This window comes from Streptomyces sp. NBC_01549, from assembly GCF_026339955.1.
Lineage (GTDB): Bacteria > Actinomycetota > Actinomycetes > Streptomycetales > Streptomycetaceae > Streptomyces.
In genome coordinates this window covers 262134-287217 of the sequence record NZ_JAPEPW010000004.1, presented here as the reverse complement: position 1 = coordinate 287217, position 25084 = coordinate 262134, and the positions used below count along the sequence as shown (strand labels likewise).

General features: G+C 66.0%; 20 protein-coding genes and 5 pseudogenes. 17 read left to right on the top strand and 8 right to left on the bottom strand.

The window, feature by feature from the left end; translation table 11 throughout:
- Positions 1-29: 29 nt before the first annotated feature.
- The 4 genes and pseudogenes from OG819_RS51810 (at position 30) to OG819_RS51795 (ending at position 3195) form a co-directional block, all read left to right on the top strand.
- The gene (locus OG819_RS51810) at positions 30-542 is read left to right on the top strand and encodes a VOC family protein (RefSeq protein WP_266636636.1); all 513 of its coding nucleotides are present in this window, start codon (positions 30-32) and stop codon (positions 540-542) included.
- A complete protein-coding gene (locus tag OG819_RS51805; protein ID WP_266636638.1) occupies positions 539-1222 on the top strand; it encodes a GntR family transcriptional regulator in 684 nt (227 codons plus the stop codon). Before OG819_RS51810 ends, OG819_RS51805 begins: the two co-directional genes overlap by 4 nt.
- Positions 1223-1230: 8 nt before the next feature.
- A pseudogene (locus OG819_RS51800) lies at positions 1231-1353 on the top strand (IS256 family transposase); the annotation flags it as partial.
- A gap of 465 nt (positions 1354-1818) precedes the next feature.
- Positions 1819-3195 (top strand): NADP-dependent succinic semialdehyde dehydrogenase, encoded by a 1377-nt coding sequence (locus tag OG819_RS51795; protein ID WP_266656859.1) that lies wholly within the window; start codon positions 1819-1821, stop codon positions 3193-3195.
- A 458-nt stretch (positions 3196-3653) separates the two neighbouring features.
- Here OG819_RS51795 and OG819_RS51790 read toward each other — a convergent pair whose 3' ends face one another.
- The 4 genes and pseudogenes from OG819_RS51790 to OG819_RS51775 form a co-directional block, all read right to left on the bottom strand.
- Positions 3654-4376, bottom strand: a complete 723-nt coding sequence (locus OG819_RS51790; protein ID WP_266656858.1) for an enoyl-CoA hydratase/isomerase family protein — start codon at positions 4374-4376, stop codon at positions 3654-3656.
- Positions 4377-4487: 111 nt separating this feature from the next.
- A pseudogene (locus OG819_RS51785) lies at positions 4488-5084 on the bottom strand (NAD(P)(+) transhydrogenase (Re/Si-specific) subunit beta); the annotation flags it as partial.
- Between the two features lie 11 nt (positions 5085-5095).
- Positions 5096-5215, bottom strand: a pseudogene (locus OG819_RS51780) (hypothetical protein); the annotation flags it as partial.
- Positions 5216-5334: 119 nt separating this feature from the next.
- The gene (locus tag OG819_RS51775; RefSeq protein WP_266636644.1) at positions 5335-6144 is read right to left on the bottom strand and encodes an SDR family NAD(P)-dependent oxidoreductase; all 810 of its coding nucleotides are present in this window, start codon (positions 6142-6144) and stop codon (positions 5335-5337) included.
- 190 nt (positions 6145-6334) lie between these two features.
- Between OG819_RS51775 and OG819_RS51770 the strand changes: the two genes are divergently transcribed.
- The 4 genes from OG819_RS51770 to OG819_RS51755 all read left to right on the top strand — a co-directional run bounded on the left by OG819_RS51770 (position 6335) and on the right by OG819_RS51755 (position 9818).
- Positions 6335-7096 (top strand): FAD synthetase family protein, encoded by a 762-nt coding sequence (locus OG819_RS51770; protein WP_266656857.1) that lies wholly within the window; start codon positions 6335-6337, stop codon positions 7094-7096.
- Between the two features lie 259 nt (positions 7097-7355).
- Positions 7356-7532: a hypothetical protein gene (locus tag OG819_RS51765; RefSeq protein WP_266656856.1), complete on the top strand. Its 177-nt coding sequence runs from the start codon at positions 7356-7358 to the stop codon at positions 7530-7532.
- 99 nt (positions 7533-7631) lie between these two features.
- Positions 7632-8276, top strand: coding sequence for a helix-turn-helix domain-containing protein (locus tag OG819_RS51760; protein ID WP_266636648.1), 645 nt, complete (start codon positions 7632-7634; stop codon positions 8274-8276).
- A gap of 141 nt (positions 8277-8417) precedes the next feature.
- Positions 8418-9818 (top strand): Xaa-Pro peptidase family protein, encoded by a 1401-nt coding sequence (locus OG819_RS51755; protein WP_266636650.1) that lies wholly within the window; start codon positions 8418-8420, stop codon positions 9816-9818.
- A 512-nt stretch (positions 9819-10330) separates the two neighbouring features.
- Here the strand turns inward: OG819_RS51755 and OG819_RS51750 are convergent.
- Together OG819_RS51750 and OG819_RS51745 are read right to left on the bottom strand one after the other, a co-directional pair.
- Positions 10331-11749, bottom strand: coding sequence for an FAD-binding oxidoreductase (locus OG819_RS51750; protein ID WP_266656855.1), 1419 nt, complete (start codon positions 11747-11749; stop codon positions 10331-10333).
- A 350-nt stretch (positions 11750-12099) separates the two neighbouring features.
- A pseudogene (locus OG819_RS51745) lies at positions 12100-12195 on the bottom strand (IS5/IS1182 family transposase); the annotation flags it as partial.
- Between the two features lie 360 nt (positions 12196-12555).
- Between OG819_RS51745 and OG819_RS59415 the strand changes: the two are divergent.
- From OG819_RS59415 to OG819_RS51705, 9 genes and pseudogenes are all read left to right on the top strand, one after another.
- Complete coding sequence (locus OG819_RS59415) at positions 12556-12705, top strand: 2-oxo acid dehydrogenase subunit E2 (protein ID WP_331760907.1); 150 nt, start codon at positions 12556-12558, stop codon at positions 12703-12705.
- Between the two features lie 408 nt (positions 12706-13113).
- The gene (locus tag OG819_RS51740) at positions 13114-13698 is read left to right on the top strand and encodes a carboxymuconolactone decarboxylase family protein (protein ID WP_266636654.1); all 585 of its coding nucleotides are present in this window, start codon (positions 13114-13116) and stop codon (positions 13696-13698) included.
- Positions 13699-13982: 284 nt separating this feature from the next.
- Positions 13983-14420, top strand: coding sequence for a helix-turn-helix domain-containing protein (locus OG819_RS51735; protein ID WP_323139484.1), 438 nt, complete (start codon positions 13983-13985; stop codon positions 14418-14420).
- A gap of 1129 nt (positions 14421-15549) precedes the next feature.
- Positions 15550-17148: a 4-hydroxyphenylacetate 3-hydroxylase N-terminal domain-containing protein gene (locus OG819_RS51730; RefSeq protein WP_323138283.1), complete on the top strand. Its 1599-nt coding sequence runs from the start codon at positions 15550-15552 to the stop codon at positions 17146-17148.
- 153 nt (positions 17149-17301) lie between these two features.
- Positions 17302-18162, top strand: a complete 861-nt coding sequence (locus OG819_RS51725) for a cupin domain-containing protein (protein ID WP_266636656.1) — start codon at positions 17302-17304, stop codon at positions 18160-18162.
- Positions 18163-18339: 177 nt separating this feature from the next.
- Entirely contained in the window at positions 18340-21312 is a 2973-nt protein-coding gene (locus tag OG819_RS51720) for a BTAD domain-containing putative transcriptional regulator (RefSeq protein WP_266656854.1), read from the top strand.
- Between the two features lie 101 nt (positions 21313-21413).
- Positions 21414-21953: a flavin reductase family protein gene (locus tag OG819_RS51715; protein WP_266636660.1), complete on the top strand. Its 540-nt coding sequence runs from the start codon at positions 21414-21416 to the stop codon at positions 21951-21953.
- Positions 21954-22065: 112 nt separating this feature from the next.
- Positions 22066-22959, top strand: coding sequence for an NAD(P)-dependent oxidoreductase (locus OG819_RS51710; protein WP_266656853.1), 894 nt, complete (start codon positions 22066-22068; stop codon positions 22957-22959).
- Positions 22960-23048: 89 nt separating this feature from the next.
- Positions 23049-23237: pseudogene (locus OG819_RS51705) on the top strand (ATP-binding protein); the annotation flags it as partial.
- A 410-nt stretch (positions 23238-23647) separates the two neighbouring features.
- Here OG819_RS51705 and OG819_RS51700 read toward each other — a convergent pair.
- Both OG819_RS51700 and OG819_RS51695 read right to left on the bottom strand, forming a co-directional pair.
- A complete protein-coding gene (locus tag OG819_RS51700) occupies positions 23648-24616 on the bottom strand; it encodes an alpha/beta hydrolase (protein ID WP_266656852.1) in 969 nt (322 codons plus the stop codon).
- Between the two features lie 94 nt (positions 24617-24710).
- The gene (locus tag OG819_RS51695) at positions 24711-25028 is read right to left on the bottom strand and encodes a putative quinol monooxygenase (RefSeq protein ID WP_266636666.1); all 318 of its coding nucleotides are present in this window, start codon (positions 25026-25028) and stop codon (positions 24711-24713) included.
- Positions 25029-25084: the final 56 nt, after the last annotated feature.

Below are 25084 nucleotides of genomic sequence, written 5' to 3'. Positions count from 1 at the left end.
GGCGCGTTTGTATCCAAAGGAGGAAGATCATGGCTCTACCTGGCCTCGTGCGCCTGGATCACATCGGATTCACGGTGCCGGACCTGGACCAGGCGCACGCGTGGCTCGTGGACGTCCTGGGGTGCGAGTACCTGTACTCGCTCGGCCCGTTCAGCTCGGCAGGCGACTGGATGTCGGAGCACCTGAACGTGGACGCGCGCACGGTCATGCGTCAACTGCGCTTCTACCGGTGTGGCGAGCAGGCCGTGTTCGAGGTCTTCGAGTACCAAGCGGATGCGCAGCAGACGGTTGTCCCGCGCAACAGTGACGTCGGCGGTCACCATGTCGCGCTGTACGTCGAAGACCTGGACGGCGCCGTGTCGTTCCTGAGGGCGAGGGGCGTTCCCGTGCTGGGTGACCCGACCGTCAGCGCCGGACCGTCAGAGGGGCAGCGGTGGGTCTACTTCCTCTCGCCGTGGGGAATGCAGTTCGAGCTGGTGTCCTATCCTGGCGGCAAGGCCTTCGACCGCGACCCGTCAAAATTCAGAGGTGACCGCTCTTGACTCCTGAGCATGCTCGCGATCCGCGCGGGACGGAGAGCGTCAGGAGTCAGCACATCGCCGGCATCCTCCGCGACGAGATCCTCGCCGGCGAGCTGACTCCCGGCACGTGGCTGCGCCAGGACGAGATCGCGGCGCGCCTCGGCACGAGCCGGATCCCGGTCCGCGAAGCGCTGCGGATCCTGGAGTCCGAGGGTCTCACCGAGTCGTTCCCCAACCGAGGGTCGCGGGTTCCTGTGCTCAGCCTTGAGGACGTGAACACGTACTACCGGATGCGCGAGCGACTCGAGCCGCTGACTCTGGCCGAGAGTCTTCCCCATCTCACTGATCACCACCTCGACCACCTGGAGCACATCCAGGACGAGATCGAGAACCAGAGCAACGTCAATCGGTTCCTTCTCCTTGACCGCGACTTCCACATGGCGACCTACGCGGGTTGCCCCAGCGACCACCTGCTGGCCATGACAGTGCGGCTCTGGAACTCCACCCAGCACTATCGCCGTGCGTTCATGGTGCTCACGGACCATGACCGGGCCGCGATCGTCAACGCCGAACACCGGCTGATCCTCGACGCCGTGCGGCGCCGTGATCGTGAGGACGGCGAGCGGTACCTCACGGGGCACATCCGCCGCACGAGGGTCGAACTCACTGCCCACCCCGAACTCTTCGTCGAAAAGCGGTGACACGGGGCGGACTCCTGCAGCAGCCGGCCAAGCGGGTGCCGGAGTCCGCATGGGACGGCGAGATCACCGACCACCTCGGCCACGAGAAGTGCGATCCGGCCGGCGTCGGGCAGCGGGACTCCCGCAACGGCGTCCGTGCCAAGACCGCGCCGACCGACGTCGGCCTTCTCAAGCTCCCCCTGATCTTTCGGGCCACCGGCTGAGCGACCTCCGCGTCCGGACGGAACGCCCGTCTCAGGGGCGGGATGCCGGCGCGCGTGCCGGACTCGGCGCGTAAGGACCGCCCCGCGTCGTGCGCGGCGTGCGGATGAGCGTCCGCTTCGGACGTCGTTCCTGAGAGTCACGGGTCGCAGAGCCGGTGATGCCGAGCAGCCGGGCACAGCGACGGCCGTCCCTGCCATACGCATTCGACGCACGCAGCCGGCTCTCTCAACGCATTGCGAACTGCTCTCAGATGGATACGCGCGGCAAAAAATGTATCCAACTGGATGCGAGTGAAAGGGAAGTGCACCATATTTTCTGGCGCACTACCCTCGTGGAGCCTACAATGGATCCAATCAAGGCTCGTTGAATGCTTCCACCACGAGGAGAGCGCCGTGACCATCGCTACTGTCAACCCCGCTACCGGTGAGCTCATCGAAGAGTTCGCCCCACTCGCGGAGGAACAGGTCGATCAGCGGCTGACGCGAGCAGAGGCCGCGGCCGCGATACTGCGGGCAACCGACTTCGACACTCGTGCCCGGTGGATGCGGGCAGCCGCAGACCTGGTCGAGGCCGAGGCAGCCCACACGGCGCGAAGGCTCACGATCGAGATGGGCAAGCCGATCGCGCAGGCCCGCGGAGAGGTCCTCAAGTGCGCGCACGCGATGCGGTTCTACGCCGACAACGCCGAGAGCCTGTTGGCCGACCAGCCACTCGCTGACCCGAGCACGGTCAGAGCCTCGGCTGCCTACACCTCCTACGAGCCTCTGGGCGTCGTTCTTGCCGTGATGCCGTGGAACTATCCGATGTGGCAGGTGATCCGCTTCGCTGCGCCTGCGCTGATGGCCGGCAACGTCGGCCTGCTCAAGCACGCCTCGAACGTGCCGCAGTCCGCGATGTACCTCGACACGCTCTTCGAACGCTCGGGCTTCCCCGTCGGGTCGTTCCAGACGCTCCTCATCGGCTCGGCCGACGTCGAAGCAGTCGTCCGCGACCGGCGCGTCGCCGCCGTGACGCTGACCGGTTCCGAGCCGGCCGGGCGGTCGATCGCAGCTGTCGCGGGCTCAGAGGTGAAGAAGGCCGTGCTGGAGCTAGGTGGGTCCGACCCGTTCATCGTGCTGCCCTCCGCCGATGTTCGCGCGGCGGCCCGAACGGCCGTGACCGCTCGTACGACCAACAACGGCCAGTCCTGCATCGCGGCCAAGCGGTTCATCGTCCACACGGAGGTGTACGAGGAGTTCGTCGAGGCCTTTGTCGCGGGCACAAAGGCGCTGACGGTCGGCGACCCGCTCGACGAGAAAACCGAGATCGGGCCGATCGCTACGGAGGGCGGTCGGCGCGACCTCGTCGAACTGGTCGACGACGCCATCGCGAAGGGTGCCGTCCTGCGGTGCGGTGGGTCGGCGGTCGGTAATCAGGGGTGGTTCTTCGAGCCGGCGGTGCTGGAAGAGGTCACCGACGAGATGCGGGTGTACCAGGAGGAGGCTTTCGGCCCGCTGGCCGTGGTTCACCGGGTCGACGACATCGAGCAGGCCGCGGCGCTCGCCAACGACACGACCTTCGGCCTCAGCTCGTCGGTCTGGACCACTGATCCGGACGAGGAACGGTTCCTGATCACTCGCCTCGAGGCCGGTGCCGTCTTCGTCAACGGCATGAGCGTCTCTTTCCCCGAGTTGCCTTTCGGCGGCGTGAAGGACTCCGGTATCGGCCGCGAGCTCGCCGCGGAGGGCATCCGGGAGTTCTGCAACCTCAAGACGATCTGGAAGAACTGACGGGAAACGTTGGTCTCCTCGGACCCGGCGCGGGCTCGGCCATCGCCCGTCGGCTCCTCGCGCACGGTCATGACGTCGTGGCCTGGAACCGTACCCCGCGCCGCTCGCCGAGCTGGTCGAAGTCGGCGCTCGACCAGCTGCCCTGCCCGGGAGGCGATCGGCGCGTGGGTGAAGGCGGCGTTGGCCGGCGGGCCGTGCCGTAACAGTGACCGGACCCTCTCCACCGGATACAGGTCCGTGTGTGCATGAGGGCAGTTGCACGACGGTGAGCCAGTCGTGCGCGGTGGCGTACTCGCGTATCCCGGCGGCCCGATGGGTGTTGAGATCGTCGTGGACGAGGACGATGCTGGTGCCGAGTCGGATGTGGGCCGCACGACCAGGCCGCGATGGTCAGGCCGCGGTGGTCAGGCGCACCGCGAGGACCAGCGCACGTCACCCCCGACAGCACTCCGAAGATTTCAGTGGTCGAAAAGCTCGATGAAACGTGGCAGCGACGCGTCAAGCGCGTCGTCGTATGACATCGATGCGAACTCGTAGAGGGAGCGACGGCCAGCGGCACCTGCGCCGGTCGCCCTCAGTGCGTTGTCGAGCCACTCCCGGGCGACCACAGCTGCTCGGCCGGTCTCGACCACGGCCTGCACGAGACCGACCTCGCGGGCCCTCTCGGCGGTGAACGGCTCGCCGGAACCTATGTTCTCGATCGCCAGGCGCGGCCCGAGCCGATGGATAATGGGCACTTGCGCGATCATGGGCCACATCCCGGCGCCGACCTCCACCGTGCCGATTCGCGCACTGTCCACCGCGACAGCGAAGTCGCACGCCGCGACGAACGAGGCGCCCCCGGCGAGCGCGTCGCCGTTGACAGCAGCCGCGACAGACAAACCCAGACGAGGGAAAATCCGGAGGGTCTCCATCAACGCCTTGCCGAACAGAGCTGGGTCTGCACCTGCTTTGATGGGAGCGATGTCGAGACCGCCGCAGAAGGTCTCACCTGCGCCGGTGAGCAGGACGGCGCGGATGTCCGGGTTGTCGTCACACTCCTGCAGTCGGGTGCGGATGTCGGTGAGGATGCCTGGGTTCAGCAGGTTCCGCTCGCCATTGTGAATGGTCAAGACGCTGACAGCACCGACCACTTCTTGCTCCACGCCGCCGCTCCAGACGCTGTCCACGCTGTTCGCCATCTGAGTCCTCTCACTTCGTTGCGGTCTGTTTGTCGAAAACGGCGCGCCCTGTTCCTGGCATGTCGGCCTTGCCGCGCCGCGATGCGTCACTGATGCGTCCTCGCCCAGGTATCAGAGGACTCGGAGGATGTCGTCGACGCGGTCCTTGGCGTCGCCGAAGAGCATGGCGGAGTTCTCGCGGTAGAAGAGCGGGTTCTGGACGCCGGCGTACCCGGAGGCCATGGAGCGTTTGAAGACGATGACGTTCTCGGCGTTCCAGACCTGGAGGACGGGCATGCCGGCGATGGGTGAGTCCGGGTCCTCGGTGGCGGCGGGATTGACGGTGTCGTTGGCGCCGATGACGAGGACGACGGTGGCGTCGTCGAAGTCGTCGTTGATCTCGTCCATCTCCAGCACGATGTCGTAGGGGACCTTGGCCTCGGCAAGCAGGACGTTCATGTGGCCCGGCAGCCGGCCCGCGACCGGGTGGATGCCGAAGCGCACGTTGACGTCCCGGTCCCTGAGTCTGCGGGTCAGCTCGGCGACGCCGTACTGGGCCTGAGCCACGGCCATGCCGTAGCCGGGAGTGATGATCACCGAGTCGGCCGACCCGAGGAGCTCGGCGACCCCCTCGGCAGTGATCTCGCGGTGCTCGCCGTAGTCCTTGTCGTCGGCCGGGCCGGCCTCGATGCCGAACCCGCCGGCGATCACGGAGATGAAGGACCGGTTCTCGACAACGCACCAGCACCCGGCTCCACCACGACGTCGTACCCCAACTTCACCAGCTGGACCACCGTGGCAGGAGTCGCGGCAACGCGCGTCTCGCCGCGGCGGGCTTCGCTCACGATTCCGATCAGCATTCCCAGAACTCCAGGGTGTCGATGTTGCAGAGCACTCGGCGGACCCTCACGCACGCAAAGCAGGAGCGCCGTCCAAGGCGAGTGCGGACCTTGGACGGCGCTTGCCTGGGGGCCTGCGATCAGGCGACGGGCTTCGTCAGACCGCCGTCGACGCGCAGCACCTGACCGGTCACGTAGGAGGCGTCGTCGGACGCCAGGAACGCCGCCGCGGCGCCGATTTCGGTGGGCTCGGCCCAGCGGTCGAGGCGAATGCCAAGCCCCTTGGCCATACCTGCCCGAACCTCTTCGGCGCTCTTGCCCTGCTGCTTGCCCATGGCCTCGGTCTTGGTGAGCCAGCCCTCGGTCTTCGTCATCCCGGGAGAGATCGCGTTTACCCGGATGTTGCTGGGAGCCGCCTCGGTCGCCAGGTAGCTCGTGAGCGCGACCACGCCCGCATTCACGATGCCCGTAGGACCGGTGTTGGGAATCACCGCGTGTGCAGTCGCGCCGGCAACATTGACGATGTTGCCGCTGCCAGTCCGGCTCAGGAACGGGAGAGCGGCCTGCGAGACGCGAAGGAACCCGATCAGCTTCGTGTCGAAGGCCGATGCGATGACCTTCTCGTCGACCTTGTCCAGGGGGGACGGCGCGAGCTGCGGCCCTGCGTTGTTCACGAGGATGTCAAGGCTGCCCTGCCACGCGTGCACCTCTGCCAGCGCGCTGTTGACGGAATCCGCGTCGGTGACGTCCGCGACGACGGGGAGCACGTCCGCGGCGCCGGCTCCAGCGGTGAGACGACCGGCCGCAGCCTTGACGGCTGCTTCGTCCCTGGCTGCGATCGCCACCTTGGCGCCACGTTCGAGCAGCGCCTGCGCGATGGCGAAGCCCAGCCCTCGACTACCACCGGTCACGAAAGCAGTGCGGCCATCCAAGTTCCAACCTGCAGCCATGTCGGGCTCCTCCAGTCAGCAGTTCATTCCTTACTGAGGAGAGTGGATCTGAAGCGCTGAGGCCACTGCAAGCGCGGTTAACGCAGGGTTCACACACGGACTGTCGGGCCATCTCGCACCTTCCGAACGGGTAACGGTGCGAGGCGCATAATGCGCCCAGTCTGCTCTGAGGTTGAAGGAGGGAGGGGTGATGGAGGTCCTCAGCATCGAGGTACCCCACGGGAAACGGGGCGCTGGTGGTCGCCGCAACCGTGGAGCGCGCTCGCGCGCCAAAGTTGCGATCGGGACCTTCGACGGTGTTCACCTCGGTCACCGTCAGGTCCTCCACGGGTGCGACACGGTGCTCACATTTGACCCGCACCCGATGCAGGTGCTCAAGCCGCGCCAGGTACCGAGCCTGCTGAGCGATCGCCGACGGAAGCTCCAGAAGCTTTGCAGCCTGGGGATCCGGCGCGTGGCGATCGTCCCGTTCGACCAGGCCTGGTCGCGGGTCCCCGCCGAAGACTTCGTCGAAGGTGTCGTTGTCGACCAGCTTGGTGCGGAGTTCGTCAGTGTCGGCCAGGGCTTTCGATTCGGCGCCCGGGGCGCCGGGACGACAACCACTTTCGAGCAGCACCCCGAGCTGAGCACCCGGGTGGTCCCGCTCGTCACGTGGGGCTCTGCCCGTGAGCCGATCTCATCAACGCGCATCCGCCGGCTGATCTTCGACGGCGACGTCGAATTGGCCGCTGACCTGCTGGGAGTCTCTTTCGCCCTTCCGGCGGTCGTTGGCGATGAGGGACAGTTGCTGATCTCGTACGAGTTCACCCTCCCCGCCCCCGGGTTGTATCTCGGGTACGTCGACAGTCACCCTTGCGCGCTTCGAGTGTGTCAGGACCGCACGGTCGAGGTCATGAGCACAGCGCGGACCGGCACCCATGTCGAGGTGACGTTCGTGAAGCGAGCCTCATAGGCCGGGCCGACGTTCCGCCACTCCCTCAGGTGTTCGGGTTCCGCGGATCCCACAGGCGCCTGGGCGTGTGCCGTTCACAGCCCTTCCCACCGGGATATCCGACGAGCTCTGGCCGGAGCTCCCAGGGGGCAAGCGGCAGATCCGGGTCTGACCTGCGCCGGGCCTGTCGTGCGCACCGTCGGCTCACACATGATCTGGATGCCATGCGAGATGAGGTGAGCAAGGGCGGCCTCGAAGCCGTCAACGTGGCCACTCCCGGATGAGTCTCCACCCAGTCGTCCTCGGCCTCGATGGGACCGAGGACGTAGCAGCCCTCGGCGCCCAGAACGTCGACGAAGAACCGGGGCGCGGCGTCGAGATCGGGCACGGTGGTTCCTGGACGGTTACCACTGCGCAGACCCGGCAATCCACCAGCAGGCATCTCACACCCTCCTGACGTGTTTAGTATTACTGCACATCAGTCTCGGGCAGCGTCCGACGCCGAACAAACGACCGCCCGTAGACCGCATGCCGGAATCGAGGAGGGAACGGACCCGTGGAACCCGAAGCACGCGCTCGCTTGCGCACCGCTCGCACTGCGGCCAAGCTCAGCGTTCGCGAGTTGAGTCGCCGCGTCGGCATCTCACCGAGCATGTTGTCCCAGATCGAGAACGGGCACTCGGAACCCTCGGTCGCCACCCTCTACTCCCTGGTGTCGGAACTCTCGATCTCGTTCGACCAGCTCCTCGCCGTACCGGGGGCGGAGCACAGTCCCGGCCCACCGGCGACTCCCACGTCGCCTCTTGTGGCGCCCGACGAACGAGCTGTGCTCGTGATGGACAGCGGCGTCACCTGGGAGCGGCTTACGCCCAGCCCCGACCCGTTTGTCAATGCACTGCTGGTGACCTACCCACCTGGCAGCAGCTCCTCCACGAACGGAGGGTTGATGAGTCACCATGGGCGGGAGTACGGCTTTCTGATGTCGGGGCGCCTGACCGTCCGCCTCGGGTTCGAGACCTACAGCCTCGAACCCGGCTCGTCCATCAGCTTCGACTCTGCAGTTCCTCACTTGTACGTGAACGAGAGCGACGAGCCGGCGAGTGGCCTGTGGCATGTGGTCGCCGGCCACGGTGCGTCGGGAACCGAGGGCGCGATCCCCACCTGTCACCCCACTGACACACGGCGAGGAGGCCGCTCGTAACGACCCCGCTGCTCAGCGGGAGTTGACGCCGCTTGCTCTTCAGGTGTTCAGTAATACTGAACGCGCGTGTATCAGGTCGAATGCAGGCGGTGCGCGTGCGTCTCCCATATCCGCGACTGTGCGCTTGGCAAAGGACTTGTGATGGCGATTCCGACGTTTGGACCGAACGCGGTCGACTGGGAAACCCGCGTCGACATGAACAGGCTTCGCGACGAGCGGCTGACCCGTCTCCGTGAGTCGTTGGAGCGGTCCGACCTCGGTGCGGTCCTGGCCTTCGACTTCTCCAACATCCGCTACATGACCTCGACCCACATCGGCACCTGGGCAATCGACAAGATGATCCGGTTCTCCCTGCTGGTCAGGGGAGGTGAACCGATAGTCTGGGACTTCGGTTCAGCCGCCAAGCACCACCAGCTGTACAACCCGTGGTTGGACTACTCGAAAGCCCACGCGGACGGTGACCCGCACGGAGCCCATCACGGGGCCGATGCCCGTAACCCGAGCGGCGCTCGCGCCGGCATCTCGACCTTGCGTGGCGCCATCAACCCTCTGGTCGGGATGGCCGACTCCGTCGCCCGGAAGATCAAGCGCGAACTCGAGCTCTATGGGCTCCTGGACGAGCCGCTCGGCGTCGACGTCATCGAACTCCCGGTCCTGATGGCCCTGCAGAACGCGGGCATCACGGTGGTCGACGGCCAGCAGGTGTTCCTGGAGGCCCGACGCATCAAGACACGTGACGAGATCCATCTGCTCACCCATGCTTGCTCGATGGTCGACGCCGCCTACGAGAACCTCTATGAGTTTCTCCGGCCGGGTGTGCGCGAGAACGAGTGCGTGGGTGTGGTGGCCAAGACGCTCTACGACCTCGGCTCGGAGTTCGTCGAAGGCGTCAACGCGATCTCCGGGGAGCGGTGTGCGCCACACCCCCACGTCTTCTCGGACCGCATCGTGCGGCCCGGGGATCCGGCGTTCTTCGACATTCTGCACAGCTATAACGGCTATCGCACGTGCTACTACCGCACGTTTGCTGTCGGCAGTGCTTCTTCCGCCCAACGCGACGCCTACACGCGCTGCCGTGAGTACATGGACGAAGCGATCAGCCTCGTCCGGCCCGGAGCCACGACGGCCGACATCGTGTCGGTGTGGCCGACGGCGCAGGAGTTCGGGTTCCCCGACGAGGAAGCGGCCTTCGCGCTTCAGTACGGCCATGGTGTCGGGCTGTCGATCTGGGAGAAGCCGGTGTTCTCCAGACTGGTGTCCCTCGAGCACCCCGAGGTACTCGAAGAGGGCATGGTGTTCGCGCTGGAGACCTACTGGCCGTCAAAGGACGGTTGGGGCGCGGCCCGGATCGAGGAGGAGCTCGTGGTGACCGCGGACGGGTGCGAGGTGATCACCAAATTCCCCGCGGAGGAGCTTCTTGTTGCCGGGCGGCGTTACTTCACCGTCTCGGGACCGTTGTCGACCGAGCGTGACTCCCAGTCGCATCTGAACACGGTTGCCGGGACCCGGTCCAGCCACCGCAACGACTCTGCTGACCTCTGACCGACGGGGCTGTCCCAAGCCCGTTGGTTCACGTGGCCGTGGGCCGCAGATTGCTCCCGTGAGTCAGATCGGCACAACACCCTCACGGAACTCCGCCTCGAACTTCCGCTACTTGTGAGCCGTCACCCTCGACTGGCCCGCTGGGCACGGACCTTTGCGTTACGAGGGGACCTCACACGGCCGGCCGGCACCTTGCTCTCCGCCTTGCGTGGTGGAAAGCGCCGGCCGACCGAGATCGGCCTTCGAGTCCCATCAAGATCGTTTATGGGTGGGGCTCGCCCTTCGCCGGACATCGAGACGGCCTCTGCTTGATCGTGTGTTTCCACCAGGAAACACGTTGATCAACCAAAGGCCGTGATGGAGGGTCTGCAAGACGATGCCGCGTCACCGAAAGATCTGCGTTGAGGTCTACGGACGGATTGCTGCGGAGACCGGGGAGTTGCCCCGCCGGTATGAGGCAAGGGCCGGAGCGACATGCCGGGCCGCTGGTGTGACGCTCAGTCGGTATGCGATCAGTCGGTGGTCTCAGGGGCGATGTTCTTGTTGAAGCGGAGCATGTTGTGAGGGTCCCAGGCAGCCTTGATCGAACGCAGCCGCTGGTGCTTGGCCTTGCTGCCGTGCACTCCGCGCCGCCACTCTTCGCCCAGGTCGTCGGTGAGGTTGGCGTAACCGTTCGTCAGTGCGTGCGGCCGCATCGCCTCGGTGAGGGTCGTGGCCCACTCGTCGTACTGCGCGTCGTACTCGGGCGCGTCCCACTTGCAGATTGCTTCCCACAGCCAGGCGGCTCCCGTACGGGAGAAGGCCATGGCGTCCTCGTCGACATCCTCGGAGATCGCGCCGCCCATGAACGAGATGTTGATCGAGTAGATGACGCCGGGGTTCGACGGCAGGGCGACAACGTTCTCCAGCAGCACGTCGACAGCGCCGGCGGACAGAGTCGGCAGGTACCCACCACGCAGGTTCATACGCATGCCGTAGGGGGCGACGGCGTCGAGCATGCTGTTCGCCTGGACCCATGTGGTCTTCGCGACCAGGTTGGCGAGCGGTTGGCCGAGTGCGGCGAGCGGCTCGACGACCTCATGAGCCGTGGTGGGCTCCCCGGTGTAGACCACGACGAGAATCAGCACCGGCTTCCCGTGCACCTCCTCGGGCAGCATCGGCAGCGGGGGAGCATCAGCGATCGCGACCAGCAGGCCCAGCTCCCGCGGGGCTGTGGCCAGGTGCGCCGATAGCTTGCCGAGGACGTCGGCGGCCTGGTCGAACGGGAAGATCAGCTGTCCTGCAACGACGTCGGGGCCGACCGGGTGCGCGCGGTACTCGAGCGAGGTGACGACCCCGAAGTTGCCGCCCCCGCCGCGCAGCGCCCAGAACAGCTCGGGGTTCTCGGTCTCGTCGGCGCGGACCTTGCGGCCGTCCACGGTGATCACGTCGCAGGCCAGCAGATTGTCGACGGTGGCGCCGTAGCGGCGCATCAGGTACCCGATGCCGCCGCCCAGAGTCAGCCCGGCGACGCCGGTGCTGCTGACCGTCCCGGCGGGTACGGCCAGGCCGTGCTGCTGTGCGGCGGCGTCCATCTCGCCCAGCTTGACGCCCGGTTGGGCCCGTATCACCCGGGTCTCCGGGTCGACGGTGACCGCCCGCATCGCCGAGAGATCAATGACCAATGCGCCACCGGGCATCGCATAGCCGTCGGAACCATGCCCGCCGCCGCGCACGGCCACCGGTATGGCGTGTGCGGAGGCGTAGCGCAGCACGGTCGCGACGTCATCCTCGTCGGCGCACTGCGCGATCAGCGCGGGGCCCTCGTCGGCGGCACGGCCCTGATACAGGGCACGCGCCGCGTCGTACTGATCGTCGCCGGGCCGTAGTACCGCGCCGCGGAAGTCGGTGGGGAAGCCGGAGTAGGTGTGGGGTTCTGTTGACACGCTCATGGGGGGTCTCCTGTGTCAGGGACGCACAAGTTCTCACCGGAAAATCAGCTTCCGATTGCGCCGAAAAGAACCTAATCACCGGTGAAGAAAACGTCCGTTAATCGTCCCTGCCGATCGTCACACGGCGTGCCGATGCCCGCGGGAACGTCCGCCTGATCAGCCCGCTGAGCGGCGGGTGGGCTGCCGTCTGCTCACACCGGGGATTCGCGCTGTGCTCCCCGGCCGGCGCGTCGCGACTCGTAGCAGTCTCGCGAACCCGCGAACCGAGCCCCTGCGTACGCTGCTTCGTCTGGAGGGGGAGCAGTTGAGGTGCAGTGAGGTTTTCCCAGCGTTGATCACGTCCAGATTCCGTGGAGGTGGCGGTAGCCGATGGCCTGGGAGACCCCGGCGTCGCGGGCCAGGCGGTGCACACATCCGCATGCGCGGAACCAGCGCAGCACAGCACGGCCTGACCGAACGGCCCCATGACATCCAGCTGGACACGGTCGAAGTCGGTGTTCGGCACCACCGCCCGGCCTGTCAGACGAAGTGCAGGCGCAGTTCGAGAGGGCGGGCTCGACCCGCCGGTGCCACCCAGGGCGCCTTTGGGATCCATTCTGCGCCGTCGATGCCAAGGTTTCCAGAGCGAATGGTTGAAAATGGATCCATTCTCTGTCACGGTGGAGGAGTGACACCATCAACGGCTCGCAGCGAGGACACCACCAGTTCCTCGCCCAGGCGTTGAGGTATCTCCGTCCGGCGGCCTGGACGCGACCGCAGCGTCTCGGACGAGTTTCGCGCGCCCTGCTGCGTACGCTCGGTGAGATCTGCGGCCTCGACCGAGGCAAGGTCGATGCGCCGTGGCACGCACGATGCGTTTCACCCTGTCCGTTGACCATCGACCTGCCGACTGCGCGGTCGCGGCTCAGTGGATGCAGGAGTTCATCAGCCTCCTCGAGAACCCGTGCGGATCGTGACGTGACGTCCAGAGCGTTGAAGGACACAATGAGCCTGCCCGAGCAAGACCCTCAAGCGAAGACTCCCCCTGTCGCCTGGAGCGTGGCGCTGCGCGGTGCCGTACGAGGCAGGTCCATGGCGCAGACGACCGCGGCCGCCCTGATAGTCGGGTCAACTCTGTTCATGGCCAACCTGTACTCGCAGGTCCGGGACGGCCCGTTCACGTGGGTACTCACGATTCGCATCGCCCTGACCTTCCTCGTGCCGTGGTTCAACGCGACGATGGGGATCGCGATCGGCTCCCGGAAACCTGGCACTTCACCGCGTTGCCAGAACGAGCCTGCAAATATGGCCAAGCCCCAGGAGTCTGCCCCACCTTCCCCCCGATCCAGCCGCTTCCAGGCAGGACCCGTCGAAAGGTAATTCTCATGTCACTGGTGCCGCTCCTCACGTCCGATCAGTTCTCATCGGCCGACCAACCCGCTCTCGCCCAGGGGGTGAAAAATTTCGGCGAAGTGCTGAACACCTGGGCGGGCATCGGTAACAGCCCCGGCTTGTTCGCCAAATACCTGCCGTTCCTCGGGCAGCTCAACGGCCCCGGCGCGTTGGATCAGCGTGTGAAGGAGCTGGTCGGCGTGCGCGTCGCCGTGCTCAACCACTGTCGCTATACAGCGAGTCACCGATGCACGTCTGCGCTGTCGAAAGGGGTGGGGGTCGACGAGCTCGCGGCCGTTGCGAACGGCAAGCTCGAAGGCTTCACCGAGCAGGAGCGGCTGGCTCTTCAGCTAGCTGAGGAGATGACAGTCGTCCTTCCGACGGTTCCCGTAGAAAGTAATCCGACCGGCGTCTCGGGGAGTGTCCGCGACGACGTGCAGCAGGTGTTCGACGCAGCGGCGCTGGTAGAGCTTGTCATGTGCATAAGTGTGTGGAATGCGTTGTCACGCTTCCACCGTGTCATGGACTTCGAGCTGGACATGCCGGAGGCACCCGCACCTGTGGCGGCCCAGCTCTGAAACCGAGTAAGGCAGTGAGGCCGGTCAGGCAGGAGTCTGGCCGGCCTCACGCTGTAGCCGGACGAGCCACGCGCGCGGCGAGCGGCTTGCGAACGTCCTGCCGCTCGTAGCGGCCATCCGCTTGCAGGCGAGGCTAGGCGAGGTGGGGAGGCATCGCGAGCCGTTGTGCTCGCCGTGAACCGGTGCTCCGCAGCACCTTGGGATCCGCCCAGACACATGTTGTGGTCAGGAAGCTGCACGTGAGACTTGAACAGGACCCGTCGGAACTCTGCTCCTCTGCGCCGATGCCGGCACCGCCGCGCAAAGAGCGCGCGGATGCGGCGCGCAACCGCGTGGCGATACTCAAGGCTGCCGCAAGACTCTTCGACGAGTATGGCGCGGACGGCACCTCCATGGACCAAGTGGCGGCTGCCGTAGGTGTCGGCAAGGGCACCTTGTTCCGTCGCTTCGGCGAGCGACAGATCCGGACTGGCCACCGCGCTGCTGGCCGACCGCGAGCAGGCACTGCAGGAAGCCACCTACACGGGCCCGCCCCCACTGGGTCCGGGGGCCCCGGCATGCGAGCGCCTCATGGCATTCTTCGATGCCTACGTCGACCACCTGATCCAGCACCTGGATCTGGTCCGCACATCGGAGACCTCGACCACGGGCGCGCGCTACCGGGCCCAGGCCTACCGTTTCTGGCACCGCCATGTGACGACCCTGCTCAACGCCCTACCTGACCCGCAGGCCGCAGGCCGCAGCCCACACGCTCCTCGCCACACTGTCCGCCGAACACGTCACCGCGCTCCTCCCCGAACACAGACTCCGCGCCTGTCTGACCCACCAGGCCCGCATCACACTGCATGAGCCCGGGAAGCACACTTCGTTGGAGGTCTCCGGCCAGCGGCATGCGCAACCTTCCTTAAGACCTGATCGAGTACGTCAACCAACGCCGTTCCAACGCTGCTTGCCCGGCGGTCTTCCCGGGCCTGCACCCCCGGTGCGCATTTGGCGCGCCACCTCGACGGCGGTGCACCGGCAGGCATGCCCGTGCACCAGACGGAAGCGCTCGGCGCGACCAGCATCTACGTGCTGTTCCCCGCGGTTACGAATCAGGCCGGCCTTCAGGCGCGCGTGGCCCTGCTCGCCGCCTACCGGGCAGTGGATCAGATCCTGGATGAACGTGGGCGGCGGACTTGGCGGCGGTCCGAGAGTCGGTTCTTCGGCTGCCCGCAGCCGCTACCCCGAGGGTGGCCCCATCGACTTCACGCGACACCCCGCGGCCGGTCCAGGCCGGCCACCGGCTCACCAAGGGCCGGTTCCCCCAGCAGCACGTGGCCACAGTGCCGAGAATCCTGACGGCCGGGCTTGCCTCCCTCGCGCGCCATCTGCTTCCGCGCCATTGTCTATACTTCGACGATGGAGCCGGGCGGATCGGCACACCTGTTCGCGGGCCGAACTCACAATGCTCCGTGACTACCACATCGCTGCGCGATGTATAAGCGAACACCCTTGATGCGCATGGGTTGTTGCGCTCCCGCTCCGCGTGAGCGCCAGCCGGGGCCCTCGTACAACCCTGATGCCCAGCATCAGGGTTGACGCTCTGTTCGCTGCGCTCCCGGATCGGCGCAGCATCGCTGACGGCGTCTCGGCGAGATTAACGCGCCACTAACGCCCCTTGGCTAAAGTCACAGGAATCAACGGCCGGGCGAGTGTCCACTTCGCACTGAGATGTGATTTCGTCGATTCGCATTGCGCAGTTCGAAGCGTCGGCCGATTGTGAAGCCGTTTTCCCATCTACTAACGCGTTGAGGGGTAACTTCTAAACGGGTTCGCCGCAATTCCCGGTGACGTTCTGGCGAGTGGAATTTGAATGACGGCCCGACAAGAACAGTCCGTGCACGATGGTACTTGGTGAAGTGGAGAAGGTGGCATTTGATGCGAACTGGCGACCAGTACTTGGAGTCTCTCAGGGACGGGCGCGTTGTCTGGGTCGGAGGTGATCGGATCGATGATATCACGACACACCCGAAGACCAGGGCAGCGGCCAGGAGTTTTGCGAAGTTCTACGACCTGCATCACGAGCCCGAGATGCAGGACGTCATGACCTTCGTCGACGACGGCGGAGTGCGTCGTTCGATGATGTGGTTCAAGCACGAGGACGCCGAGGGGCTGCGGCGTAAGCGTGTGTACCTGGAGACCGTGGTCCGGGAGCTCGATGGCGGATCGATCGGGCGGACCCCGTGCGCGAACAACTACGGCCTGGTCACCTACGAAGAGGACCCGCAGCCGTGGAGCGACCAGTCCGTGGGTACTGGCGGGCGTGACCTGACCGTGGGCATCCGAAAGTTCCTGGATCTGGTGAAGGAGGGCGACCTCAACTGCGCCTTCGCCTTCATCGACCCTCAGATCGACCGGTCCAGGCAGCACGCGGCCAAGACCGCGCTGCGTGTCGTGGAGACTCGCGACGACGGCATCGTGGTCAACGGTGTCAAGGCCGTGGCCACCGGTGTGCCGTTCGCCGACTACATTCACATCGGCGTCTTCTATCGCCCGGGAATCGAGAGCGAACAGGTCATCTACGGCGCCTGTCCGGCGAACGCGCCGGGCGTCACGATAGTCTCCCGCGAGGAGACGGTGCGTGACGATCTCGTTAACCACCCGATTTCTTCGGCCGGTGACGAGCTCGAATGCACCGTCATCTTCGACAACGTGTTCATTCCGTGGGAGCTTGTATTCCACATCGGAAGTCCCGAGCACGCTTCGCTGTACCCGCAGCGCATCTTCGACTGGACGCACTACGAGTCGCTCATCCGGCAGATGGTCCGGGCCGAACTCATGGTCGGGCTCGCGATGCTGATGACCGAGCACCTCGGCACCTACCAGATTCCGCCGGTCCAGGCGCGCCTGGCGCGTCTCGTCGAGTTCTACCAGACGATGCGAGCCCACGTGATCGCGTCCGAGACGGAAGGGTTCATCTCGCCGTCGGGGCTCTACAAGCCGAACGTTCTGCTCTTCGACTTCGGCCGGTCGTACTACCTGGAGAGGTACTCGGAAATGAGGAACGAGGTGATCGACCTTGCCGGCCGTGCCTCGCTCCTGTTCCCCACCGAGGAGCAGTGGAACAGTCCCGAGCTTCACGACTGGCTGGAACCGCTGCAGGCAGGTGCGGCCGGCGAGCCCTACGACCGTGTGCGCATCTCGCGCGTGATCCGTGACCTGTTCCTCTCCGACTTCGGCGACAGGGTGAGCACCTTCGAGCAGTTCAACGGGACCCCGATACTCGGCACTCGGATGTACACGATGAAGCGCTCGGAGCTGTCACCCTCCGGGCCGATCACAAAGCTTGCTCGGAAGGTCTGTGGCCTTCAGGAGCCCGGCGTCCCCGAGGTGACGGCTTACACAGAGCAGGCCGAATATGCCCGACGTCTTGATGGCGCACGGGCTGAGGGTTCGCAGGTCCGCTGAGCCGACGACGGTGCAAGGGCGGTTCGTGGCCGGCTGCCGGCCGCGAACCGCCAGCCCTCACCGTTGCCCTGGGCAGAGGCTCGATGAGGATCAGCAGTAACTGGGCGAGGGATGTCGGCCCGGGCACCTTCGCGTGTGGATGGAGAGGATGACATGGCCTATTACATTGCGCGTGCGGCGGACCGGAAGTTCTTCGATGTCGAGGGCGTGCCGGGTCTTCGGCAGGCGCTCCTGGTCGGACACGAGCAGGGTGCTGCGCACCTGGAAGTGAGCTTGTACGAGCTGGCTCCCGGGGCGACAACGGGCTGGGCTCGCTGCCCGTTCGAGGAGTCGTGGTTCATCACAGGCGGATCCGGCGAAGCTGCCTTTGCCGGGCTGCGCTACGAACTTGGTTCCGGTGACTACGGTGTGGCGCCTGTCGGCATCGCCCACTCGCTCTCCGCCGGTGATGAGGGACTGACATGGCTCGGGGTACGCGCACCCAAGCCGCCGACGTTCGAGGGAGCCCGTAGCAGCATTGCCGCCAAGCCCTCTCCGGGTGAGAATCTCGGCCGCCCGTCCGAGACGGATCCCCGGCATCGCTTCGTCGGGCACTTCGAGGACTCGGACATGGCCCCGTACGCGCAGCTGTCGATGCCTGGCTACCACGGTCCCAACGTCAAGAACATCAGCCTCAGGATGATGGTCGACCAGCTCGTGGGAGCACAGCACCACACCGTCTTCGTGTGCGAGATCGCGCCGAAGTCCGGCCCGGGCAAGGCGGCCAAGGTCCACTACCACCCGTTCGAGGAGATCTACTACTTCACCTCTGGCGGGATGCGAGGGACCCTCGACGGCAACGACGAGGTCATTCAGACAGGTGACCTGGTGTGGGCAGGCACCAACGGCACACATGGTTTCGTCAACGAACGGGACGAGCCGGCCCGCTGGATCGAAGTGCAGTCGCCGATTCCTCCGACTTCGGACGGGTTCTTCTTCCCGGACGACTGGCGTAAAGTCCCGGATGATCACTGACGAGCACTGAGGATCACCGGGGATCACTGAGGATCGCCGGGGATCACTGACGAGCACTGGGGATCACTGAGGAGCACGGAGGCTCGACGATTGATGGGTGACTCCGATTCCGGTCGGCCAAGCGGTTCGAAGGCGCCAGGTCGCCAGCGTCGCACGATCATCAGACGGAAACTGGCAATGCCGGAGCCGGCGAAAGGCGTCGTCGTCCGCGACAGACTCAGTCAACGGTTGAGAGGGCTGCTCGACCGCCACACTGTGGTGAACGTCTTCGCGACTGCCGGGGCCGGCAAGACCACGGCAGTGGTCCTGGCAGTCAGTGACCTCGACAGACCCGTTGCCTGGCTGTCACTCGACGGTACGGAGCAGGCGGCGGGCCGCCTGCTCGTCTATCTCGAGGCGGCTGTCGAGGGCGTTGTCCCCAGCGCAGCCGATGTGGCGACTGATGCCCTGAGCAGCAGTCTTCACATCGCTGAGGCAGCCGGTCTGCTGGCTGAAAGCCTCCAGGGGAGTCGGCTCATTCTCGTGTGTGACAACGTGGAACGAGTCGCGCCCGACGAGACCTGCATCGCCGTGCTGTCGTCCTTCGCCCGCTACCTGCCGTCCGGCGTGAACCTCGTACTGATCTCGCGCGTCGATGTCTGCCTCGACCCGGGCTCGACCAGCGAGCGTGACCGGGTGGGTGAGCTGGTCGAGAGCGATCTCGCTTTCGATGCTGAGGAAGCGGGCGCTGCACTTCGAACTGTCGGCCATGTCGATGTGAATCCGGCTCAGGCGGTGGCGGCGACAGGGGGCTGGGTCACTGGCGTCCTGTTCGAGTGCTGGCGTCATGCACGGTCTCGCGAGCTGGATCCCGACTTGCTGCGGTCCTATGTCGCAGCGAACGTCTTCAACTCGCTTTCCCTGACTCAGAGGACGTTCCTCCTTCATACGAGTCTGCTGGAGGAAGTATCGGTTGAAGGTGCCCGGGCACTGGGACAGGAGAACGCAGCGCAGGTCATGGCGGAACTCCGCGGCCGGCATCTTCCGGTGACGTGGTCCCCGGACGGTTCGCGCATGACGCCGCACCCGGTGTTTCGTGACTTTCTGCACGAGGCTCTGGGACGGGAGGATGCCAAGACGCTCGGCATGGTTCGTCGCAGGCACGCCGAGGTCCTGATCGCCCGCGGCGAGCACGAGGAAGCCGTCGATGAGTTGCTCCGGCTCGGTGATCTGGAGGCGGCTGGGCGCCTGGCTGCCGTGGCCCTCCCCAGCCTCGTCGCGCGGATGGACTTCGCGCCCGCGGCACGGTGGCTCGATGCCCTGGGAGCGTCGGTCCGGACTCTGACCTCGGAGATCGGATCGGTCATCCTGCGCGTTGCGTTCGCGCTCGAGCAATCTCATCGTGGAGTGGAACTCGTCGATCGCCATGGATACGACTGGCTTCCGGAGCTGGGAGATCCCGACTTCGAAGAGGCCCACGTCCTGGCCTGTTGGTGCCTTTGGCACTCTGGGCGGATCGAGGAGGCGCAGTCCATTGCCGATCGGCTGCCACCGGGTCGGAACCGGCTTATCGCGCAGACGCTGATCGCGCTGGCCACCGGCGAGGAGCAGCCACCTTTTCCCGAGTACTCGACCATGCCGTCCGGCCCACTCGACGGTTTGCTGATGCGGCTTGCTTTCATGCGCGGTCGCCTTGAAGGACTCGACGACCCGGGTTCGTTCGATCCGTGGCGCACGATACTCGGCGGCCCTTGGGTCGTCGCCGCGCTGCGCGCCACCGGGCGACTCGATGCCGCGATGTCGATGTTCGAGCCTCGCAGTGGTTCATCGCAGCCGGTCTGGCTGCATGCCGTCGACGCCGTCGATCTCATGCTTGACCTCGGCCGCGGAGACGAAGCCTGCGCGTCCATCAAGCGAGGAAGAGAGCTCATCGCGTCAACCGGCTCGAAGGTGTACAAGAGCATGAGCCTGCTTGTCGAAGCCAAGCTGTGGCTGCGCCTCCAGGGTGACACCCAGCGTGCCGACCGTGTGCTGGCGGAGGCAACTGCCAACGGAGCCTCGGAGTATGCCCTCACACGGGAGACGTGGCAGATGTGGTCGGGTCTGTCGATGTTGCTGCAGAACAGAGATGCCGAGGGGCACGAGCACCTCTCGGAATGCCTCCGGAGCATGCAGCAGGGAGACCGCCATCTCGATCTCCCGACGGCTGCTGTGTACCTGGCTGAGGCGCAATGGCGTCTCGGCCTCGAAGACGAGTCCGACGCAACGGCCGACCTTGCGATGGACTCCGCCTCGACGCACAGAACGCAGCACCTGCTGCTGACGGCTCTGGCGGACGTGCCGTCCGTTGCGGCCAGAGCTGCGGACACCAAGTCCAGCCGCATGTCGCCCTGGCACGAGACCCTCGCTGCTCTCTCGGGCCAACATCCCGTACGTGTGAACGCGAGTACGCCCCGACTGGTGCTCGAGGAGTTCGGCGAGCCGACCCTCACGGTCGACGGAAACGTGGCTCAGCTTCGGCTGACGAAGAGTGTCGAGCTTCTCAGCTACCTGCTCTGGGCACCCGATCGCAGGGCTACACGTGAAGAACTTCTCGGGGTCCTTTTTGGTGGCCGCAGTGATGCTGCCAGCCGAAGCTATCTGCGGCAGGCGCTCTACCGGCTTCGCGAGGTACTGCCTGACGGCCTGGGCCCGACGCAGGACGGCGACGTTATTCAACTGGTCGGCCCCACGTTGGCCATGGGTTCGGCACAACAGGCAGTCGACCTCGTCGCCCAGGCCGGGAGGCAGGACGGAGAGATTCGTCTCCAGACGCTGTCGCACGCCCTCAGCATTGCTGAGAAGGGGCTCTACCTTGCGACGGTTTCAGGGGACTGGGTTGCCGAGCGTCGCGTAGTCCTGGCGGACACCTTCTTGTCGGCCCGAGTCGCCGCAGCCAAGCTCGCGTATCGAATGAACCGTTATCGCGAGGCGAAGGGGCTGGTCGACCACGTGCTTCGCGAAGACCCGTACCGCGAGCAGGCCTGGCAGCTCGTCATCAGGCTGGCGCATGCCAGCGGCAGCGATGACGCCGTGCTGGCGCTCTACCAGCGGTACGTCGCGCGGATGCGGGAGCTCGGCGTGCCGCCGTCCGACGAGGTTCGCAGGCTCGTCGTGCAGCTGCGCCGATAGGCCTGGCCGATTTCGCGTCGGTAAACACGTCGTCAGGCACACTCAAGTCAGCTGCTCACAGGGAACGCTCAAGCCATCTCGTTACAGGCAACGGAGGCATCATGAGTGCATCGACCGCGGAGGAGATGCGTGCTGCATTTCGCGGAGCAATGGCGCGCTTCACGACCGGCGTCACGATCGTAACCACCAGGACTCCGAACGGACCAGCAGGGATGACGGCCAGTGCTGTTGCGTCTGTTTCACTGGATCCGCTCTTGCTGCTGGTGTGCGTCGGAAACACCCTTGCGACGAGGGATGCGATTTCCGCCTCCGGAGTCTTCGCTGTCAGCGTCCTTTCACGGGACCAGGAACGGCACGCGCTTCGGTTCGCGAGCCGGTGCGACGACAAGTTCGCCGGTGTCGGGCTGCGAGCCGACCACGACATCCCGGTCGTCGCCGGCTCAGTCGCTCACTTCGCTTGCAACGTGCACGAAGAGATCGCCGGCGGAGACCACACGATCTTCATCGGCGAGGTGCTCAGCTGCGGTTACTCCGTCGACCCTGACCCCCTCGTGCACTTCGGTGGAAAATTCGGCAGCCTCTGCGATCCCCGTTCCCATGCGCAGCTGGCATTCGACTGGCAGCTCGCTTCATCGGTGTAGCAGGACCCCGCCCAGGCACCCAGGCCAGTACCGCGCATCACCGTGAGGCGTCGGGCTGGCCTGGGTGATATCAACAACTCTTTGCGTACGTCGCGCGCCTTGTCCCCAGGAGATGAACGTGAATGTATCCGTGCTGGGTCTCGGACAGATGGGATCCGCCATTGCCGAACGACTCATCAGCGCAGGCCACGAGGTCAGTGTCTGGAATCGGTCGAAAGGCAGGGCTGACGGCCTGGTGGCCAAGGGCGCGTTCGAGCTGGACGCCCCCCATGAGGCATGGGCCCGGTCAGAGGTCTGCATCACGATGCTCGCAGACTCCCGTGCCCTGGCCGATGTCGTGCTCGCGCCCGACGGGGGGCTCGCCCACGCCGCATCCGGCAAGGGACGGACTCTCATCGACATGAGCACTGTCTCTGCGGAGGTCTCCCGTGACGTGGCCGCAGCGGCCGCGGCCGGCGGCGTCCAGTACCTCCGCGCTCCAGTGAGCGGGAACCCGGGTGTCGTACGTGCCGGGAACCTCACGATCATCGCCTCGGGTGAGGACGCCGTCTTCACCTCCGTCGAAAGCCTGCTCCGCGACATCGGCCCCCATGTGTTCCACGTCGGCGATGGGGATGCTGCACGAATCATCAAGCTGGCTCTCAACCTCATGGTCGCTGGGACGGCCGAACTTCTCGCCGAGTGCATCGCATTGGCGGAGGCACACGACGTACAACGGGACAAGCTTCTGGAGATCGTCGGCGCCTCGGCGGTCGCGTCACCGTTCGTGAAGTACAAGATCGGGCCCCTCCTGGCGGACGACTACACGTCGACGTTCAGCTCGCGGCTCATGCGCAAGGACCTGGACCTGGCCCTCGAGTCGGCGGCAGCCGGTGGAGTTCCGCTGCCGGTCACCGGCGTCGTGCAGCAGCTGCTTCAGGCGTGCATCTCGACTGGGCTGGGTGAGCTGGATTTCATGGCCCTCCTCATCCGGCTTCAGCGTGAGGCCGGTCAGACACCTGCTTGACCGGCTTCGGCACCGGGGCAGGAACAGAGCAGGTTCCATCGTCAGTTGCGGCAGTGACGTCGCGTTGCAGAGTGTCCACACCGCCGGGGTCACCTCACCTGCGCCGAGCCACCACCATGGACGAAGGCGGCCGGGGCCTCTTCCTGGTAGCCCAGTTCGCCGACCGCTGGGGTACTCGCTACACATCCGGCGGAAAGGTCATCTGGACGGAACAACAGCTCTCCGCAAGGGACCAGCCCACCGAACAAGCCCCGCCCACCGCCCCACCGCCCGCCTGATCCAGCCCCGCCTCGCGGCTGCCCACGACCTTCTGGTGCTGAGGGTGGTCACGAGCACGCTGCTTGATCGTGTAGAGCTGGGCTGATCGCTTCTTCCACGGCTGCCTCGGCCTTTGTGCCTGCCAGTCCCGCCCACGCCGATCCCTCCTTGCCGGGAAACATGCCGACGCCAGGTCTCCGGACACATCGGCTTCGGCCGTCGCCACTGCCGTCATTTCGGCGGCGCTGATCTGACTCGCGGGGCCGATAGGGCACGCGGCTTTCGCACCGTCCGTTCAGTGTGTGACGCGCTTGCCCTGGCTGGGCAAGGCGGCTTGACAAGGCTGATTCCACAGAAGATGCCGATGGCGGCACTCGTACGCCGACAGCGTTTCTCCTGGAGGGGCGTCGGCGTGAGTGGGTTGTGTGCGTTATGCGGAGCCGTTCGGGAGCAGGAGCCGGGTGAGCCAGTCGGTGCGGGTTCGGCGGGCTGTGGCCGAGATGTTTGCCTGCGGGTACAGGGCGTCGAAGCCGTGGAAGCCGCCTGCCCAGACGTGGAGTTCGGCCTGGCCGCCGGCCGCCCAGATGCGGGTGGCGTAGTTGGTGTCCTCGTCGCGGAAGACTTCGGCGGAGCCGGTGTCGATGTAGGTGGTCGGCAGGCCCGAGAGGTCCTCTGCCCGGGCGGGCGAGACGTACGCGGACACCTCGTCGTCGGTGAGGTCGCCGAGAACGGCTCGCCATCCGAACTCGTTCATCTCGCCGGTCCAGACGCCGGGCACGCCGGAGTACTGGCGGCTGGAGGTGGTGGTGTTGCGGTGGTCGAGCATGGGGCAGATCAGCACCTGTGCGGCGATCGCCGGGGCGCCGAGGTCGCGTGCCAGCTGGGTGAGGCCGGCAGCGAGGCCGCCACCGGCGCTGGCGCCGGCGACGATGATCCGGGTGGGGTCGATGCCCAGTTCTTCGGAGTGTTCGGCGGTCCAGAGCAGACCTTGGTAGCAGTCGTCGACGAGGGTGGTGCCGGTGGCTTCCGGTGCGAGCCGGTAGTCCACGGAGACGACGACCGCGCCGAACTCGTCGAGCCATTCCAGCGGGATGTCGATCTGGGAGAAGCGGTCACCCATGACCATCCCGCCACCGTGGATCCAGTAGACGCAGGGGGCGGCTGTGGTGTGATCGGTGTTCGCGGGGCTGAAGACTGACAGGCGGATCTGGGCGCCGTCCTTGGCCGGCACGCTGATCTCGCGCCTGTTGACCTGCCGGTGTGCCAGGAGCGAGTCGACGGACGCCGCGGGGAGCTGGCGCAGTTGCGCGAGAACTTCCGGGGTGAGCTGGGACATGAGGGGCATGCCGGTCAGCAGCTCGCGCAGTTCGGGGTCCAGAGCGGGACGTGCCGTGGTCATGGTTGTGGGCCTTTCGTGGTGTGGTGCGGGACGGACGAAGACGGGGCGTCTGGGCAGGTGGCCGGGTGGCGGGTCGGCGGATCGGTCCGGGGGCTCAGAAGGCGGTCTTGCCGAGGACCGGGACGTAGTCGGTGTACTCGGACTCCTTGGCCAGCAGCCCGGCGATCTGCGCCACGATGGCGTGGGCGGCCCCGTCGGCGAAGATCCGGTGGTGGTCCTCCTCGCTGGTCCAGCCCTCGGTGACATGGATGACGTCGGGGTCGGACGCGGAACGGGAGACGAGGTAGACGACGCAGTGTTCGCTCGCGCCGGGGCTGCCTTCGTTCAGGCCGGTCAGCAGCAGGTCGACCAGCCGGCTGCCCATCCCGGGCTTGGCGGTCAGGGTGGCGTTGAAGCCGTAGTTGGCAAGCATGATGTTCTCCTTCGTAGTGATGGAGTGGGCTGGTCCCATTGAATGCTCCTGACCTG